At 72.6% G+C, this 14,774-nt stretch carries 14 protein-coding genes (1 of these 14 cut by a window edge); 4 read left to right on the forward strand and 10 right to left on the reverse strand.

Annotated features, from left to right (window positions below):
• Nucleotides 1-4,888, reverse strand: partial view of an MFS transporter gene (locus ACFPL3_RS16785; RefSeq protein WP_343939352.1) — the 5' portion only. 22,202 nt of this gene lie to the left of the window's left edge; 4,888 of the gene's 27,090 nt are visible here — the first part of the coding sequence; it begins with the start codon at nucleotides 4,886-4,888; the stop codon falls past the left edge of the window.
• Between the two features lie 675 nt (nucleotides 4,889-5,563).
• On the opposite strand from ACFPL3_RS16785, the gene ACFPL3_RS16790 reads away from it, so the two are divergent.
• Nucleotides 5,564-7,045, forward strand: a complete 1,482-nt coding sequence (locus ACFPL3_RS16790; protein WP_343939354.1) for a carboxylesterase/lipase family protein — start codon at nucleotides 5,564-5,566, stop codon at nucleotides 7,043-7,045.
• Between the two features lie 13 nt (nucleotides 7,046-7,058).
• Here ACFPL3_RS16790 and ACFPL3_RS16795 read toward each other — a convergent pair whose 3' ends face one another.
• The 7 genes from ACFPL3_RS16795 to ACFPL3_RS16825 form a co-directional block, all read right to left on the reverse strand.
• Nucleotides 7,059-7,523, reverse strand: a complete 465-nt coding sequence (locus ACFPL3_RS16795; protein WP_343939356.1) for a hypothetical protein — start codon at nucleotides 7,521-7,523, stop codon at nucleotides 7,059-7,061.
• A 101-nt stretch (nucleotides 7,524-7,624) separates the two neighbouring features.
• Nucleotides 7,625-8,062 (reverse strand): DUF6194 family protein, encoded by a 438-nt coding sequence (locus ACFPL3_RS16800; protein ID WP_343939358.1) that lies wholly within the window; start codon nucleotides 8,060-8,062, stop codon nucleotides 7,625-7,627.
• Nucleotides 8,063-8,159: 97 nt separating this feature from the next.
• Nucleotides 8,160-8,738, reverse strand: a complete 579-nt coding sequence (locus tag ACFPL3_RS16805) for a TMEM165/GDT1 family protein (protein ID WP_343939360.1) — start codon at nucleotides 8,736-8,738, stop codon at nucleotides 8,160-8,162.
• Nucleotides 8,739-8,848: 110 nt separating this feature from the next.
• Nucleotides 8,849-8,995 carry a DUF1731 domain-containing protein gene (locus ACFPL3_RS16810; RefSeq protein ID WP_343939421.1) on the reverse strand — a complete coding sequence of 49 codons (147 nt, stop codon included), beginning with the start codon at nucleotides 8,993-8,995 and terminating at the stop codon, nucleotides 8,849-8,851.
• A gap of 141 nt (nucleotides 8,996-9,136) precedes the next feature.
• A complete protein-coding gene (locus ACFPL3_RS16815) occupies nucleotides 9,137-9,592 on the reverse strand; it encodes a hypothetical protein (RefSeq protein ID WP_343939362.1) in 456 nt (151 codons plus the stop codon).
• Nucleotides 9,589-10,332: a dienelactone hydrolase family protein gene (locus tag ACFPL3_RS16820; RefSeq protein ID WP_343939364.1), complete on the reverse strand. Its 744-nt coding sequence runs from the start codon at nucleotides 10,330-10,332 to the stop codon at nucleotides 9,589-9,591. The genes ACFPL3_RS16815 and ACFPL3_RS16820 overlap by 4 nt, the downstream gene beginning before the upstream one ends.
• An 11-nt stretch (nucleotides 10,333-10,343) precedes the next feature.
• Complete coding sequence (locus tag ACFPL3_RS16825; protein WP_343939366.1) at nucleotides 10,344-11,162, reverse strand: saccharopine dehydrogenase family protein; 819 nt, start codon at nucleotides 11,160-11,162, stop codon at nucleotides 10,344-10,346.
• Between the two features lie 109 nt (nucleotides 11,163-11,271).
• On the opposite strand from ACFPL3_RS16825, the gene ACFPL3_RS16830 reads away from it, so the two are divergent.
• Nucleotides 11,272-11,619, forward strand: coding sequence for a hypothetical protein (locus tag ACFPL3_RS16830; protein ID WP_343939368.1), 348 nt, complete (start codon nucleotides 11,272-11,274; stop codon nucleotides 11,617-11,619).
• A complete protein-coding gene (locus tag ACFPL3_RS16835; protein ID WP_343939370.1) occupies nucleotides 11,543-12,151 on the forward strand; it encodes an MFS transporter in 609 nt (202 codons plus the stop codon). The genes ACFPL3_RS16830 and ACFPL3_RS16835 overlap by 77 nt, the downstream gene beginning before the upstream one ends.
• Before the next feature lie 13 nt (nucleotides 12,152-12,164).
• Here ACFPL3_RS16835 and ACFPL3_RS16840 read toward each other — a convergent pair whose 3' ends face one another.
• Both ACFPL3_RS16840 and ACFPL3_RS16845 read right to left on the reverse strand, forming a co-directional pair.
• Nucleotides 12,165-12,473 carry a hypothetical protein gene (locus ACFPL3_RS16840; protein ID WP_343939372.1) on the reverse strand — a complete coding sequence of 103 codons (309 nt, stop codon included), beginning with the start codon at nucleotides 12,471-12,473 and terminating at the stop codon, nucleotides 12,165-12,167.
• Nucleotides 12,474-12,586: 113 nt separating this feature from the next.
• Complete coding sequence (locus tag ACFPL3_RS16845; protein WP_343939374.1) at nucleotides 12,587-13,192, reverse strand: dihydrofolate reductase family protein; 606 nt, start codon at nucleotides 13,190-13,192, stop codon at nucleotides 12,587-12,589.
• A gap of 329 nt (nucleotides 13,193-13,521) precedes the next feature.
• Here ACFPL3_RS16845 and ACFPL3_RS16850 point away from each other — a divergent pair, with 329 nt between their 5' ends.
• A complete protein-coding gene (locus tag ACFPL3_RS16850) occupies nucleotides 13,522-14,235 on the forward strand; it encodes an SDR family oxidoreductase (protein ID WP_343939376.1) in 714 nt (237 codons plus the stop codon).
• Nucleotides 14,236-14,774: the final 539 nt, after the last annotated feature.

Raw genomic sequence — 14,774 nt, forward strand, 5'->3', positions numbered from 1 at the left:
TGCCCGCGTCGCTCGCGGTCACGCATCCCGCGGCGGCCGCGGTGCAAGTGGCGTTCGTGGTGGACGTGCCCGGCACGCCGGAGGTGGCACCTGTCGTGCCTGCCGTGCAGCCGGGGCCTGCGCACTGCGCGATGGCGGACGAATCCGCCACGGTGGCCGGGGCGCCGGTCACCGGCTTGCTCGCCAGCGCTGCGGCCCCGGTGGCGGCGGCGCGCGCCTGCTTCGCGGCCGTCGCCGCGGCGCTCGCGGCCTTCTTCTGTTCTGCGGTCGCCCCCTCGCGGGCGGCGATCTCCGCTGCCTGCGCGGCGAGCTGCTCGGCCTCAACAGCCTGCTGCTCAGCCTGCTCGGCGGCGTCGTTGTTCTGTTCGGCGACGATGTCGGCCACGACCTGGCCGCTCGCCGCGGTGGAGCTGGTCTGCGCCCGGCAGCCGGACTCACTGGTGGTGCACGTGGCGCTGGTGCCTGCCCGGCCCTCCGGTGGCCCGCGGGCCCCGTTCGCCCCCTTCACGGCGATCGGGCCGTCGCTGCCTGCGGCGGAGGTCCGCGCCGTGCCGGAGCAGGCGACGCCGTCCGCGCAGTCCAGCGTCGCGCTCGCCATCGTCCAGCTCGATGCGCCGGGCACCGTGGGGGCGCCGGAGTTCGCGCTCGAGCCCGGCGCGGTGGGCGCAGGCAGGGTCGCCGGCTGCTGCTCGTCGGACGGCTGCCCGGCCGGAGGTTCGTCGCCGGTGGTGCCCGAGGTGACGGTCGCGTTCGCCGTGGACCGCTCCGCCACCAGCGGCGTGATCACGTTCGCGTCCGGGCCGGACGAGGCGCCGGAGTTCGTCACCGCCTGGCACACCCCGCCCGGCACGCCCTCGCACGACCCCTCGGAGTGCGAACCGCGCGGGTCCGGCGACACCACTGGGTCGGTGGCGGTCGCGGCGCTCGTGACCTTGCCGGTGCACGGGGTGTCACCCGCGCACGTCATCGCCGCGCCGGCCGCGGACGCCGCCGACGGGCCCGTAGGCAGCCGGGCCGCGTTCACCGGCTGCCCGTCGCCTGCCAGGGCCAGCGCGGCACCGGGGCCGCTGGACGCGGTCGAGACCGAACGGACCTCGCAGCCCCCGGTCGCGCCCGTGCACGACGCCTTGCCCTCCGAGGTACGCGGCGTTCCGTTCGCCACCGCGCCGTCCCACGCCGTGGTGCTCGTGCGCACCGAACCGGAGCACGTCGTGCCCGCCTCGCACACCAGGCCCGCGGTCGACGACGCGGTCGACGACGGCCCCGCCGCGGCCTGACCCGCCACCGGCAGTCCGGTCGCCGGGTCGGTCACCACGAAATCGGGAGCGCTGGAGGCGGCGGAGCTCGTCTCGCCGGAGCACCCGCCACCGGTCACCGTGCACTCCGCCGTGGCTGACGTGCCCCGGGCGGGCGGGGTGACCCCGGTGTCGCGCGCGCTCGTCGACGACGCCGCCGTGCCGCCGCACCCGCCGGCACCACCGGCGCACTCCACGGACGCACCCACGGTCGACACGCTCACCGGGCCGGACACGGCGGCGTCCGTTCCGTCCTGCGCACGGTCGGCGACCCTCGTGCCGGACCCGCCCGAGCAGGTGCCGCCCGCGCCGTGCACCGTGCAGGACGACGCGCCCGTGCTGCTGCGTACGCCGGCGACGTCACCCGATGCGGCGCCCGAGGTCGTGTTCCACCCGCGGCCGGTGCAGCCTGCGATCGCGCACACGGTTTGCGAGGAGGCCTCGCTGACGGCCGTGAGCACCCGGTCGACGGCGCCCACCAGGGACACGTCACGGGAGGACGCCTCGTCGTCCGCCCGGGAGGACGCGTTGCTCACGCAGTCGCCGTCGGTGGCGGCGCAGGTCGACGCCGCGCTGGTCTCCCGCACCGGCGCTGCCGCGCCCGCGACCGCCGGAACCCCGGTCACCTTGCCGTCCGCCTTCGCGCCGGCCTCACCCGAGCAGCCCGGGACGTCGTCGCAGCGCACGCTCGCGGCCACCGTGCTGACGGCCTGCCCCTCGTCGTCGACGCGGGTCTCGCTGGAGCCCCCGCACGCCCCGCCGCGGGCCACGCAGCTCGCCGCGCCATCGCTCGTGCGCTGCGCGCCGCCGGTGCCGCTGGTGATAGCGGTGCCCTTGCCTTCGCAGGCACCGGTGCAGTCGACCTCGACCGCGGCGTCCGCCGACTCCTCATCGGCCTCGCTGCGCGCCGCGCAGCTCCCACCGGTCACCGTGCAGCCCGCCTTGCCGTCGGTGGCCGACTCGGTGGCGGCGCCACGCTCGACGGTGCGGCTGCTCGCCTCACCGGTGGTGCTCGCAGACCCGGAGCACCCGTCCTCGCAGTCGACCTCCGCCTCGGCGACGACGGTCTCGTCGACCTCCACATCGCTCGACGTGCGGCAGCTGCCCGTGCACACGGACGCGCCGCCGCCCTCGACCCGGCGCTCGTCCTCGGCCGTTCCCGCCTTGCGCACACCGGACCGGTCGGCGCCCGAACCCTTGCTGCGGCTGTCGCACGACCCACCCGCGGCGTCACAGGACGCCTCAGCGCCGTCCTCGTCCGCGCGGGTGCGCACCTCGCACTCCCCGGTGCACCGCGCCGACGCGTTCTTCGCCGTGCCGTCGGCGCCGCGACTGGACGCGCTGCTGCGGCAGCCGGAGTCGTCGCACGACGCCTCGGACTTCGATCCACCCGACTTCGACGACGCCCCGCACCCGGACGTCACCCCGGACAGGCACAGCTTCCGCTCGGAGTCCCGCTCGCCGTCCGCGGACTCGCTCACCGACCCGCAGGCCGTGAACGCACCGTCCGAGTCACAGCCGGCGGTCGACCCCTCACCGTCGAGGTCGTCCTCGGACACCTCCCGCACCTCGCGATCGGAGGCCTCCATTAGCTCGTCGGTGGCCTCGTAGACCTCTTCACGCCGCTCCTCGAACTCGGCGACGTTCTCCTCGTGCGTGTCGCGGTCGACCGCGCCCGAGGCGACCCGCTTCTCCTCGGCGTCGAGCTCCTTCTCCCGCTCGCTCAACTCCCGGTGGCCGTCCACGACCTCGTCGACCAGCTCGACCTCGTCGTCCGAAACCTTCTCGCGGTTCTCCCGCGCCCGCTTCTCCAGCTCCGCGTGCTTCGCGGCCTTCTCGGCGTACTCGGCCTGCGACGTGCTGCCGGCCGCGGCGTTCTTCTTCTCGCGCTCCAGCTCGTCCTTGCGCTCGTCGGACTCGATCCGGTCCTCGAGCACCCGCTCGATCCGCTCGGCCGAGTCCTCGTCGTCGTCCTCGTCGTCCTCGTCGGACTTGCGGCTCGTGTCCTCGTCCGGAGGACCGCGCTCGCTGAACAAGGAGACCTGCTGCTGTTCCTCCGACTCCGAGCCGTCGCAGCCCTCGCCGTCGTCGCACAGCTGCTCCTCGCGGTCGGACGCATCCGGCGCCCCGCTGAGCTGCTTCGCCTCGCCGCCGTCCGAGTCGAGCTTCCGGCTCGCGGCCTCGACGAGGCGCTCGAGGTCGTCCTCGGACACCTCGTCCTCGTCGGCCACCGACCGCACCGCGTCCTCGACGAGGTCCCGGACGTCCTCGCTCACGTCCTCGCGATCGCGGTCGCGATCGTCCTCGGAGTCGGAGTCGGAGTCGGAGTCGGCGCGCTTCCGATCGTCGGCGTCGAGCCCGTCGAGCGCCGCGCGCACGGCCTTCTCGGCCCGGTCCCGATCATCGTCGCCCTCGCCGGAGGACCGCAGGGCGCTGAGCGACTTCCTGTCCTCGGCCCGCTCCCCGTCCTTCGCGTCGTCCTCCTCGTCGTCCGCGGCGGTCGCGCGCAGGCTCACCGCGTCCTCGTCGCGCCCTTCGGCGTCGTCGTCCCGCTCGCGCGCCTTCTTCTTCTCGGCGTCGCGGTCGGCGGTCGTCACGCGGGCGCGCCCGGAGTTGTCGTCGGCGTTGTCGTCGGAGTCGTCGTCCGCGTCGGCGCCGTCCCGGCTGCGCGTGGTCGTCGCCGACTCGTCGTCGTCCTCTTCCGAGACGGCCGAGCCCTGCTCGTCACCGTCACGGTCACGGGACCCGCCGCTCACGGCCCGGACCCGGTCGGCGCGCTCGGCGTCCTCGTCGGAGTCGTCCTCGTGCCGCTGCGTCTTCTTCCCGGCCTCGTCGGCGGGGGTCGGGCGGTCGTCGCCGGCGTCGTCCGCCGACGCCGTCTTCCTGGAGTCGGCCTTCGCCTTCTTCCGGTCGGCGTCCTTCTTCACGGGCTTCTCGTCGGACTCCTTCTCGGCGCCGTCCTTCTCGGCCGAGTCCTTCTTGCCGGGGTCCTTCTTGCCGGACTCCTTCCCGCTCGAGCCCTTCTCCGCAGCGGCCTTCTCGGCGGGCTCCGACTCGTCGTCGGTCTTCTTCTCCGACTTCTCGTCGTCGGAATCCTTCTTCTCGGACTTCTTCTCGGACTTCTTCTCGTCGGCTTCCTTCTTGCCGGACTTCTCCTTATCGGACTTCTTCTTGTCCGACTCCTTCTTGTCCGACTTCTTGTCGTCCGTCTTCTTGTCGTCCGAGTCCTTCTTCTTCGACTTCTTCTCGTCGGACCCCTTCGACTCCTTCTTGTCGGAGTCCTTCTTCCTCGAGTCCTTCTTGTCCTTCTTGTCAGAGTCCTTCTTGTCGGACTTCTTCTCGCCGTCCGACTCCTTCTTGTCGGACTTCCTGCCGTCCGACTCGCCGTCGTCGCCGCCACCACTCGCGGGCCTGATGACACCTCCCTTCGCCAGGCCCTGTTGCGCCGCCACCGGAACGACGACCGCTGCGGCCGCCGGCGCGGCGGCGAGGAACGCCGTCCCCAGCCACAGCACCACGACGACGCCGGCCAGGCCGAGCGTCCACCGCAGCACTCCCAGGACCCGGTCCCGCAGCGACAGCCGCAACCGCACGGAGGCACCAGCGCACGCGGGGAGGCGCGAGGCCTCACCGTCGTGAGCAGACCGGTGCCACATGTCGGACCAACTTCCTGGATCGGAGAGCATCAACAGCTGGGGGAATCCCGCGCATCGCGGGAAGGGAGATCCGCCGTGCGAACGACATCGCACAGGCCGGAATCGAACGCGCCGTGAAGGCGCCGTTCCGTCGCGACTGGGTCGAGCAACGGAAGGTGCTCCCCCCACTCACGTTGCGACCGAGTCAGCAACGCTTCGAGTGGAGCTGACAGCGAAGCTACCCGCGGGCCGGGCGCACGTGAAGCCAGGATCTTGACACGCAGCGCCTGATTACGGACACCGCGCCGGCCCGTCCCACGCCGTGATGCACCCGGATCTCCGCGGCGGAGCGGCTGTTCGGGGCCCGCGACGCCGAACTCGCGAGAACACCAACACTTTCGGCAACAGCGCGTCGGCCGGATGTCGTGGCTCGAATGATGTCGTCGTATGCGGAACGTCGCCGGATGGTCCGGGTAGCGGCTGCCGCGCGCGCCGCCGTGCCGATGCGGCGCTGTACCGGCCGTTTCCCGCGGACGCTCACCACCCGCGCCAGGTGGCCGGTGCGCACCGCCTCCGGAGGCCGCAGCCCGGTCCCGTGGAGGTGCGCGACGGCGGCGATGTGACGATGTCGCCATGACCACCGATCCCGAGGCTCGTACCGTCGCGGGGAGCGTCCGCGGAATCCGGCAGGACACCGTCGCAGCGTTTCGCGGCATCCCCTACGCCCAGCCCCCCGTCGGAGCGTTGCGGTTCCGGGCCCCGGTTCCGGCCCAGCCCTGGGACGGGATTCGCGAGGCCTCCGCGTTCGGCCCGCCGGTTCCGCAGCCGTCGTCCCCGCCCGACGCCTCGGACGAATGGCTGACGCTCAACGTCTGGACCCCGGATCCCGGCGGGCGTGGCCTCCCGGTCATGGTCTGGATCCACGGGGGCGCATATCTGCACGGCAGCTCCGCCAACCCGCATTACGACGGGGCCGCGATCGCCGCCGGGGGTGCGGTCGTCGTCAGCCTGAATTACCGCATGGGCGTGGAGGGTTTCGCCCATCTCGCGGATGCGCCGGACAATCGCGGGATCCTCGACCAGGTTCTCGCCCTGCGGTGGGTGCAGGACAACGTCGCGGCGTTCGGCGGCGACCCCGGCAACGTCACGGTGTTCGGCCAGTCGGCCGGGGCGGGCTCGGTCGCGGCGCTGCTCGCCATGCCGGACGCGGCGGGTCTGTTCCGGCGGGCGGTCGCGCAGAGCGTGCCGGGCACGTTCTTCACCACACGGCTGGCGGGTGACGTCTCGGCGGCGATCGCGTCGAGCGTGGGCGCCGAGCCCACCGCGGCGGGTCTGGCTCGCATCCCGTCGTACGAGCTGGTGCGGGCGACCCAGTCCGTGGTCCGTTCGCTGCCGCGCCGGGTCCGGACCTGGGGGCCCATGGCGACGACTCCCACCCCGTTCTCCCCGGTGGTCGACGGCGACGTGCTGCCGCGGGCGCCGTGGGCGGCCCTCGCCGACGGCGCCGCGCGCGACGTCGATCTGATCGTGGGGCACACGCGCGACGAGTACCGGTTGATCGCGGCGGAGCGCGGCCGTGAGGTCACCGACGAGCAGGCGACGGCCACGCTCGACAAGCTGCTGCCCGGCGGCAACGCCGCGTACCGGGCCGCCTACCCGGACGCGGGGCCGGCGCTGCTGCACGAGCTGGCCAACGCCGACTGGCTGATGCGCATGCCCAGCCTGCAACTCGCCGACGCCCAGCACGCCGGCGGCGGCCGCACCTGGACCTACGAGCTCTGCTGGGGCCCGGGCCCCAACGGCGCCTCCCACGGCCTGGACGTCCTGCTCGTCTTCGGCTCGATCGACGTCGAGGCGCTCCGCGCGGCGTTCGGCCCCGCCGTCGCCGACGAGGCGGTGCACCTGTCCGGCGTGATGCGCACCGAGTGGCTCCGCTTCGCGGCCACCGGGGACCCGGGCTGGCCGCACTACGGCCCGGCGGACCGGCTCACCCGCGTGTACGACGCCGAGCCCACCGTCCAGCCGTACCCGGAGGAGCGGTCCCGCCAGATCTGGGAGGAGCACCGCGTCGACACGCAGGACCTCGTGGCGTCGAGGAGCCCGCTGCTCAGGTGAGCACCCGCCGAGATCAGCCGGTCAGCGATTCCGGGTCGAACCACGTGGGCTGGTGCCCGGCCTTCGTGCACTCGACGGCGAGCCCGGTGAACGCCGTGAGCAGCGACGTGACCTCCGCGTGCGCGTAGAGGTCGAATGCGCCGGCTGATCTCGCGGTCTGCTCGGCCTCGTCCTGGACCGCCTGACTGGCCCGGCCCCGGGCCGTCCCGCCGACGTCGACCAGCGACCCGACGGCGTTCTCCATCGCCACGATGTCGACATCGATCGACTTCCGGCCGCTCGGGCCGGGGCCGAGCATCGGGACCACGACCGTCGTGTAGAACCCGCCTCCCTTCGCGTCGAGGTCCCGGCAGACCTCGCGATCGGCCCCGATCGACGGATCCTCGGCGGGAAGCGGCCTGCCCGGGGGCTGCACGACCGTCGTGCAGGACACGACGACGGGCAGGACGAGCGCGAGGAGGGCGAGCGTGATCCTCACCGGTACTCCGATCTCCGACGGTGGCTCAGGGCGGAGCCGACCACCGGCGATCGCGCTGCGGGTCTGCTCGGGTGACCACGTCGTACAGCGGCGCCGGCGTGTTAATGGGTGTCCCGCTGGTCGCGCCGCCTGCGGGCGTTGTGGTGCTTGCGCACGGCGAACGCGTGGGCCGCGTCGAGGAGCTCGCGGACGGCGGGCCACGTCGAGTCCGGGTTGAGCACGCAGACCCAGTGGTAGCCGGCGTAGACCGGGTGCGGCATCACGACGTCGAACGCCGTGGGGTCGGGTGCCTCGTCGGTGGCGAACAGTTCGGCGAACCGGGCCTTCGGCAGGCCGATGTTGAGCTGGAACACCCCGGGCCGGTCGAGGTCGGAGGCGGTGTCGTTGACGTCGGAGTTGACGATCGTGGCCCAGCCCTGCCGGTGCCGCTGCTCGTAGTCGCCGTCGGGGTCGTAGATCGCGAACACGTCCCCGTTGCCCTCGACGAGGCGGGTGGCGGGATACGCGGCGAGAACCGCTCGAACCTGATCAGAACGCATGGATTCAACAGAGCAGATTTCCATGATCGCTCGCCCAAGACAAGTGGCGCACATCACTCATGCGTGAGGGCAAAAAAGAACTGGCAGGCTGGGCGGGTCAGCCGCGGATCGCCTCGATCGCACTGATGATGGCGAGGACCACGAGCAGTGCCGCCGTGGCCCGCGTGACCCAGTGGACCGGCACCACCCGGCGAAGGCGGTAGCCGAGGAAGACCGCGAGTGCGGACACCAGCCACAACGCGACGATCGCGCCGATCGCGACGGCGAGGGGTTCCTGGTACCGCGCGGTGAGCGTGACGACGACGATCTGCGTCGGGTCGCCCAGCTCGGAGAGCATCGTGACCCCGAAGCTGGTGGCCACCACCCGCCAGCGGGTCGGTGTCGTCGGTACGGCCACCTCGTCGTCGTCATCGTCGTCGTCCTCGCGCAGCAGCAGCACCGCGCCGACGAGGAAGATCACGGCGACGAGGGCCGAGAGGGGCCGCTCCGGGAGCAGCGCGACGACGCTCCCGAGGGCGACCGCGACCCCCACCTGCACGAGGAAGGCGGCGCAGACGCCCACGAGCACCAGGGGCGCGGAGAAGCGGACGGCGAGGGCGAACGTCGCAAGAGCGCTGGTGTCCGCCAGCTCGGCGAGGGCGACGATGCCGAAGGTGACGGCGAGCGCTACGAGCACCCCGATCGACTACTCCCTGTGCGTGCCGCCCACAACCCCGCTGCGCCGAAAGGGCGGGTGAACCTGTGCGAGAGCAGAGGTCGGCTGGGCCCGGACACCGTTGGGAGCTCCTACGGGCACGGCCGGAGCAGGGCAGCCCGGAGGGCCGAGCCGATGTCGGGGTGGTCGAAGGTGAAGCCGGCCTTCACGAGGCGTTCGGGGAGGACGCGGAGACTGCCGAGCACCTCGGGGGCGATCTGGCCCATGGCGATGTGCAGTGGCCAGACGGGGAGGCGGAGAAGGGCCGGCCGGTCTGTGCGCGGCCCGCCGGACCAGGCGTGTGACGGCGTGACCGTCGCCCTCCAGGCTGCGGCGCAGGGCGGTGCCGATCAGGCCGCTCGCGCCGGCGATCACCACGATCATCCGACGCTCGCGACCGACGTCGTCAGGAAGGCGGCACCGACGAGCGCCGTCATCGTCCACGCGATCCGCCGGAGGCGGCGTTGGAACCCCGGCAGCTCCTCGGGTAGGGCGAACACCCGCGCCGGCCAGTGCCGCCAGGACACGTGGACGAACAGTGCACCGGCGAGCAGGTACGCCACCAGGGCGATCGTGTAGCCGAGCCGCAGCTCCGGTCGGAACAGCAGCACGACGAGGTCGGTGAGCAGCAGCGCCGCGATCAACGCGACCACCGGACGGCGGTTGCCCTGCGCCAGTGCCAGGAGGAACTCCTCCCGGCGTTCCGGGTCGGGGAAGAACCGGTCGACCCGGGGCTGCACGACCGCGAGGCTGTAGACCATCGAGCCGAGCCATACCGCTGCCAGCGCCAGGTGTGCGACCACGGCGAGCCGTGCGACACCGGCCAGATCGCTCATGCACCCATGATCGAACCGATGGGCATGCACTCGGCGAGCAGGTCGACGACGTCACGCCAGGCCCGCTCGGCGTGGCGCGGGTGGTAACCGACGCCGGGGAGCAGCTTCTGGTCGGTCCGCGTGATCGGGTGGTGGAAGGCGTGCAGCGCGCCGCCGTAGGTCACGAGGCGCCAGTCGACGCCTGCGGCCTGCATCTCGGCGGTGAACGCCTCCCGTTGCGCGGGCGGCTGGATCGGGTCCTCCGACCCGACCCCGGCCCACACCGGGCAGTGGATGTTCTTCGCCTCGCCCGGCCGGCCCGTGAACAGACCGTTGACCGTCGCGATCGCACGCAGCTCGACGCCGGCGCGCCCGAGCTCCACCGCGATCGCGCCGCCGGTGCCGTAGCCGATGGCGGCGATCCGGTCGGGGTCGGTGCGCGGTTCGGCGCGCAGCACGTCGAGCGCTGCGAAGCCGATGTCCCGCATCCGGTCGGGGTCGGCGAGCAGCGGCATGCAGCGCGCCAGCATCTCCTCCGGGTCGGTGAACCAGCGACCGCCGTGGATGTCGAACGCCAGCGCCACGTAGCCCAGCTCGGCGAGGGCGTCGGCCCGCCGGCGCGGGACGTCGTCGACCCCCGGCCCCTCGGGCCCGATCAGGACCGCCGGCCTGCGGTCGGCGCCCGCGGGGAGCGCGAGGTGCCCGACCATCGTCAGGCCGTCTGCCGGGTATTCGACCGTGCGCGTCGTGACCGCCGTCATGGAACCGGACGCTAGTGAGCGTCGGGCCCGGCCGGGCCCGTGTTCACGGCCGGCAGAACGGTGACGGTCCAGCTGATCGCGTGTGGTTCGAGGAAGGTGAGGAAGCCGGCCGGGTCGAATGCCTGGGCCGGAGCGAGGACGCCCGGTTCGGTGCCGTCGGCGACCAGCCGGCGGGCGGCCTCGACGGCGATCACCGCGGTGGTGCCGTAGCTGTCGCGGCCCCGCACGACGCCGCGGGCCGCCCGGCCGTCGGGGCCGACTGCGTCGAGGAGGCAGGTGAACCGTTGGGCACGGCGTTCCTCCTCGGTCGGCCCCTCGGGCAGGCCGTCGATGATCTGCGGGGTGAGCGGGGTGCTCAGCCGGGCGCCGATCGCCGCGTCGACGAGGCCCTCGACGTGCCGGACCGGCACGTGGCGGGGGATGGTGACCACCTCCGACAACGGGAGTTTCACCACCTCGGTCGGATGCGGGGCGTCGGGAAGGGTGACGGAGGTATGACGGGCGGGCACCCCGGTACGCCAGTCGCCCTCGTCGTAGCTGAGGCCGCCTGCCGTGAGCGCGTCGAACGTGTCGGCCGCCGAGCGGAGTGTGCCGCGGGAGATTCCGCCGCCGACGACGAAGTGGCTGACGGTGATCTCCTCGATCGGCTCGACGTGCTCGGCGAGCAGATGGGCGACCAGGTCTCCGGGCACGCACCCGTCGTTCGTGGCCGGCACGACGGTGACCCCGGCGCGCGTCGCCTCGTCGGCGAAGGTGTCGAAGACCCCCTTGACGTAGAGCTGCTCACCGGAGGTGTCGACGTAGTGGCAGCCGGCGGCGAGGGCCGCCACCGACGCCGACCTGGTCTCGATCAACGCCCGGGCCCGGCAGCTGCTGGCCGAGATGCCGCCCAGCGGCCGGGCTCCCCACCCGGTTCGGCATCGACGTGCCCGCACGGGTTTGAGCACCGCCCTGTCGGCCCGGACGTCGGCGGACTCCCGCATCCGGGTCCGCTCACGGACCGGTGGCTGGCTGATCTGCCACGGAACGTGCCTGCGCGACCCGGACGGCCGGGTCACCTCGACGGGGATGGTGATCGAACCCGCCAAGGCGTCGGAGATCGCGACGCTCGTGATCGCCGCCTACGAACTGTCCCCGCGCGAGGCCGACATCACGCGGCTGATCGCAGGCGGCCTCGCCACCGGCGACAAGGTCGGTGTCACCAGCCGCGGTGAGCTCGTGGCCAAGCTCTTCGTCGAGTACACCGAACCCGCGACGGCCGAGAACACGGTTCGCGTCCTCGGTTAGCCGGGGTCGGGGCGGGCGAGGTCGCGCAGGAGGGCCCGGAACCGGGCCACTTCCGCACCGGCCTCGGCCTGACCGCGCTGCAGGCAGGGCTCGCGTTCCTCCTCCCCACCGGTGCGTCACGATCGGCAACCTCGCCGGTGAGCGGCTCCTGGAGCGTCACGGGCCGAGGGTCGTGCTCACCGCCGGCCCGGTCGTCGGCGCCGCCGGAGCCGCCGTGCTCGTCCCGGCCGTCGCGACCGGTGCCGGCTTCCTCGCCATGACTCCCGGCCTCATCGTGGCCGGTCTCGGCATGGGCCTGGTGTTCCCCGCGATGTTCACCGCCGCGACCAGCGGCGTCCCCGCCGAGCACAGCGGCGTCGCCTCCGGTGCCGCGTCCAGCGCGCTCCAGTTCGGCACCGCGATCGGCCTCGCCGTCGTCAGCGGGCTCCTCGCCCGTCCGGCAGCCGGGCTCGCCGTCATCGCGGTCGGCGCTCTGGCCGCGATCGCTCCCGCCGTGCTCGTTCCGCGGGTTGCCACGGAGGAACGGCCGTAGAGCAGCCGGAGGTTCAGCAGTTCACTTCACGTCGACCTGCCGCACCACGCCCGTCTGGCGACGAGTCGGGGCGGCGGTCGGGTTGCCGGTCTCGCAGCTTCCGCACCGCACGCTGGTACTGCGGATTCGCTTCGATCGTGGACAGTTCGTCGGCGCTGGGCAGTCGCAATCGGAGCCCGGCCGGGCCGTTCTCGTAGACGGCGGGGCGGAAGCAGCCTATGCAGAGCGACACGTTCCCCGGCGTCGGTGGGCCGGCGCCGGCGCGGACAGCCATGTGGTGGCGGTTGCGGCGGCCGCAGTGCGGGCAGGTCGTCTCGAGCATCACGGCTGCTCGAAGTCGATGGCGTGCCCGTTACCCGGCCGCCGCGTGTCGCGGGGCGGTCCTGCACCGCGTGTTCGAAGATCACCAGGTACGTGACGACCGCGGTCGGCGCGTCACGCAGGGGCGGCGAGCGGCGGGTGCTCGAGCACGCGCGGCTTGTACTCGACCATCAGGATGCGGCCGTCGAAGGTGCGCTGGTCGATCATCTCGAGGGCGACGTCCGGGTAGCCGTCGTAGATGCGCTCTGCGCCCGTGGCCCCGGTGATCACCGGGAACATTCCCACCCGGAAGCGGTCGACGAGTCCCGCCCGCAGCAGGGACCGGCACAGGGTGAGGCTGCCGACCGTGGTGAGGATCCCCGACTCGTTCTCCTTCATGGCGCGGACCGCCTCCACCGGGTCGTCGCGCACGAGCGTGGAGTTGGCCCACGTCAGCGGATCCTCGAGCGTGGAGGAGAACACCACCTTGGACGCTCGCGTGAGCTCGTCGACGGACTCCTCTTCCTCGGCCCGGAGCTCGGCCTCGCCATCCGGGACCTGGCCGGCGGCGAAGCCCGACATCAGGCGGTAGGTCTTCGCTCCCATCAGGTAGGTGACCTTGGGCTGCTCCCCGAGCCACGCGAGGTACTCCGGGCCCTCGAGGCCCCAGAACCCGGGCCAGCCCTCTCCCGATGCGTAGCCGTCCAGGGAGGTGATGAAGTCGACGAGCAGCTCTGCCATGGCGCGGTCCTTTCCTTCGGTTGTCACGAGCTTGGACCGGCCGCGGGTCAGGAACTCATCGGTTCCGTTGACGGGAGGGAGTCCCACCGTCGCGCGGCTGCTTCCGGTTCCGCTGAACCGCGGCCGCGGGGAGCCGAAGCCTTCTGCTGCACGCGGACCTGTCGGGCCGCGTCGGCGAGCGTCCACATCGGGCTAGCAGGCGCACGCAGCCTGGCGTCCGAGCCGCAGGGGGATCGCGGTGTCGGTGTCCGCGCCCCTGCACGCCCGCCTGCATGGCGTCGACGAACGGAGTTGACTGTCGCCGACACCGGAATCGGAGGGATGTTCACGTGAGCACCGACTACGTCGCCGTGGTCACAGGGGCGGCGAGCGGGATCGGCCGAGCCCTCGCCGACGCACTCCACGCGAGGGGTGCCCGGCTGCTGCTGGCCGACATCGACGCGGACGCCCTCACCACCACCGCCGACCGGCTCGGTGCAACCGCCGTCACGGCCGACGTCGCCGACCCCGCCGCCATGGAGACGCTCGCGGCACGAGCCCAGGGAGTCAGCCTCGTCTGCCTCAACGCGGGCATCGTCGGCCCGTCCTTGGGTGCTGTGTGGGACGTGCCGCCCGACGAGTGGGACCGCGTGTTCGCCGTGAACGTCAACGGCATCGTCAACGGGTTGCGCGCGTTCGTCCCCCGCCTGCTCGCCGCGAACGCGCGAGCCCACGTGCTGATCACCGCGTCCCTCGCCGGGCTGGCGGTCTTCCCCGCTGGTGGCGCGTACGGACCGTCGAAGCACGCGGTCACCGCGATCGCCCAGCACGCCGCCATGGCGCTCGCGGACACACCGGTCACGGTGAGCATGATCTGCCCAGCACTGGTCGCGACCGGGATGTCGAACGAAGGGATCCCGCCGTCCGTGGTCGCCGAGGATGCGCTCAAGGCGGTCGACGACGGCAACTTCGCGCTCGTCCCCCACGAGTGGCACCGAGCGGTGACCGCGCAGGCCGAACGCATCGTGTCCGGCCGGGCACCGACGCCCCCGATGCCGGCCTGACGCGGTGGCCATTCAGAGGCGACTGGGAGCGGGCCGGACCCGGGCCTCGCACGAGGTATACGAAGCGCGGCCTGTGAGAGCTACGCCCGGGGGGCAGGGTCCAAAGTGCGCCACGAGCCCGTCGATACCGACTAGAACAAGAAGCCTGAACACGTTGAACAGGCCATCCAGTCGGCTGTGGCGGCCTACCGTGAGGTGGTGCCCGACGGACCAGCCCCGAAGGGGCTGTGGACCACCGCCCGGGTAGCGGCCTACCTGGGTGTCTCGGCGCGCCTGATCCAGCGGTACCGGGCAGAGGGGCACCCTGACCCCCACGTGGGAGACCTCGAAGGGTCATGCCCGCTGGGACATCGAGGATGTGCAGCGACAGCTCAGGGAGCTTCGGAAGCGCGACCGGTAGACGCACCCTCCTCGACGGCCACTTCCCCCGGCCCGCGACGTACGAGACGGTCAGGAGGCAGTTGGCGTCTGACCACGAGGGGGATCGCGGTGGCGGTGTGGAACCCGTTTCTCGGAACGCGCACGGCTGAGGCGTACGC

Origin of the sequence: Pseudonocardia zijingensis, assembly GCF_042657305.1 — a bacterium.
Classification (GTDB): Bacteria; Actinomycetota; Actinomycetes; order Mycobacteriales; family Pseudonocardiaceae; genus Pseudonocardia; species Pseudonocardia zijingensis.

Excerpts from the sequence above, each read along its gene's own strand:
- ACFPL3_RS16790 (WP_343939354.1), top strand. The coding sequence starts at position 5,564 with ATGACCACCGATCCCGAGGCTCGTACCGTCGCGGGGAGCGTCCGCGGA.
- ACFPL3_RS16800 (WP_343939358.1), bottom strand. The coding sequence starts at position 8,062 with ATGCGTTCTGATCAGGTTCGAGCGGTTCTCGCCGCGTATCCCGCCACC.
- ACFPL3_RS16815 (WP_343939362.1), bottom strand. The coding sequence starts at position 9,592 with ATGAGCGATCTGGCCGGTGTCGCACGGCTCGCCGTGGTCGCACACCTG.
- ACFPL3_RS16820 (WP_343939364.1), bottom strand. The coding sequence starts at position 10,332 with ATGACGGCGGTCACGACGCGCACGGTCGAATACCCGGCAGACGGCCTG.
- ACFPL3_RS16840 (WP_343939372.1), bottom strand. The coding sequence starts at position 12,473 with ATGCTCGAGACGACCTGCCCGCACTGCGGCCGCCGCAACCGCCACCAC.
- ACFPL3_RS16845 (WP_343939374.1), bottom strand. The coding sequence starts at position 13,192 with ATGGCAGAGCTGCTCGTCGACTTCATCACCTCCCTGGACGGCTACGCA.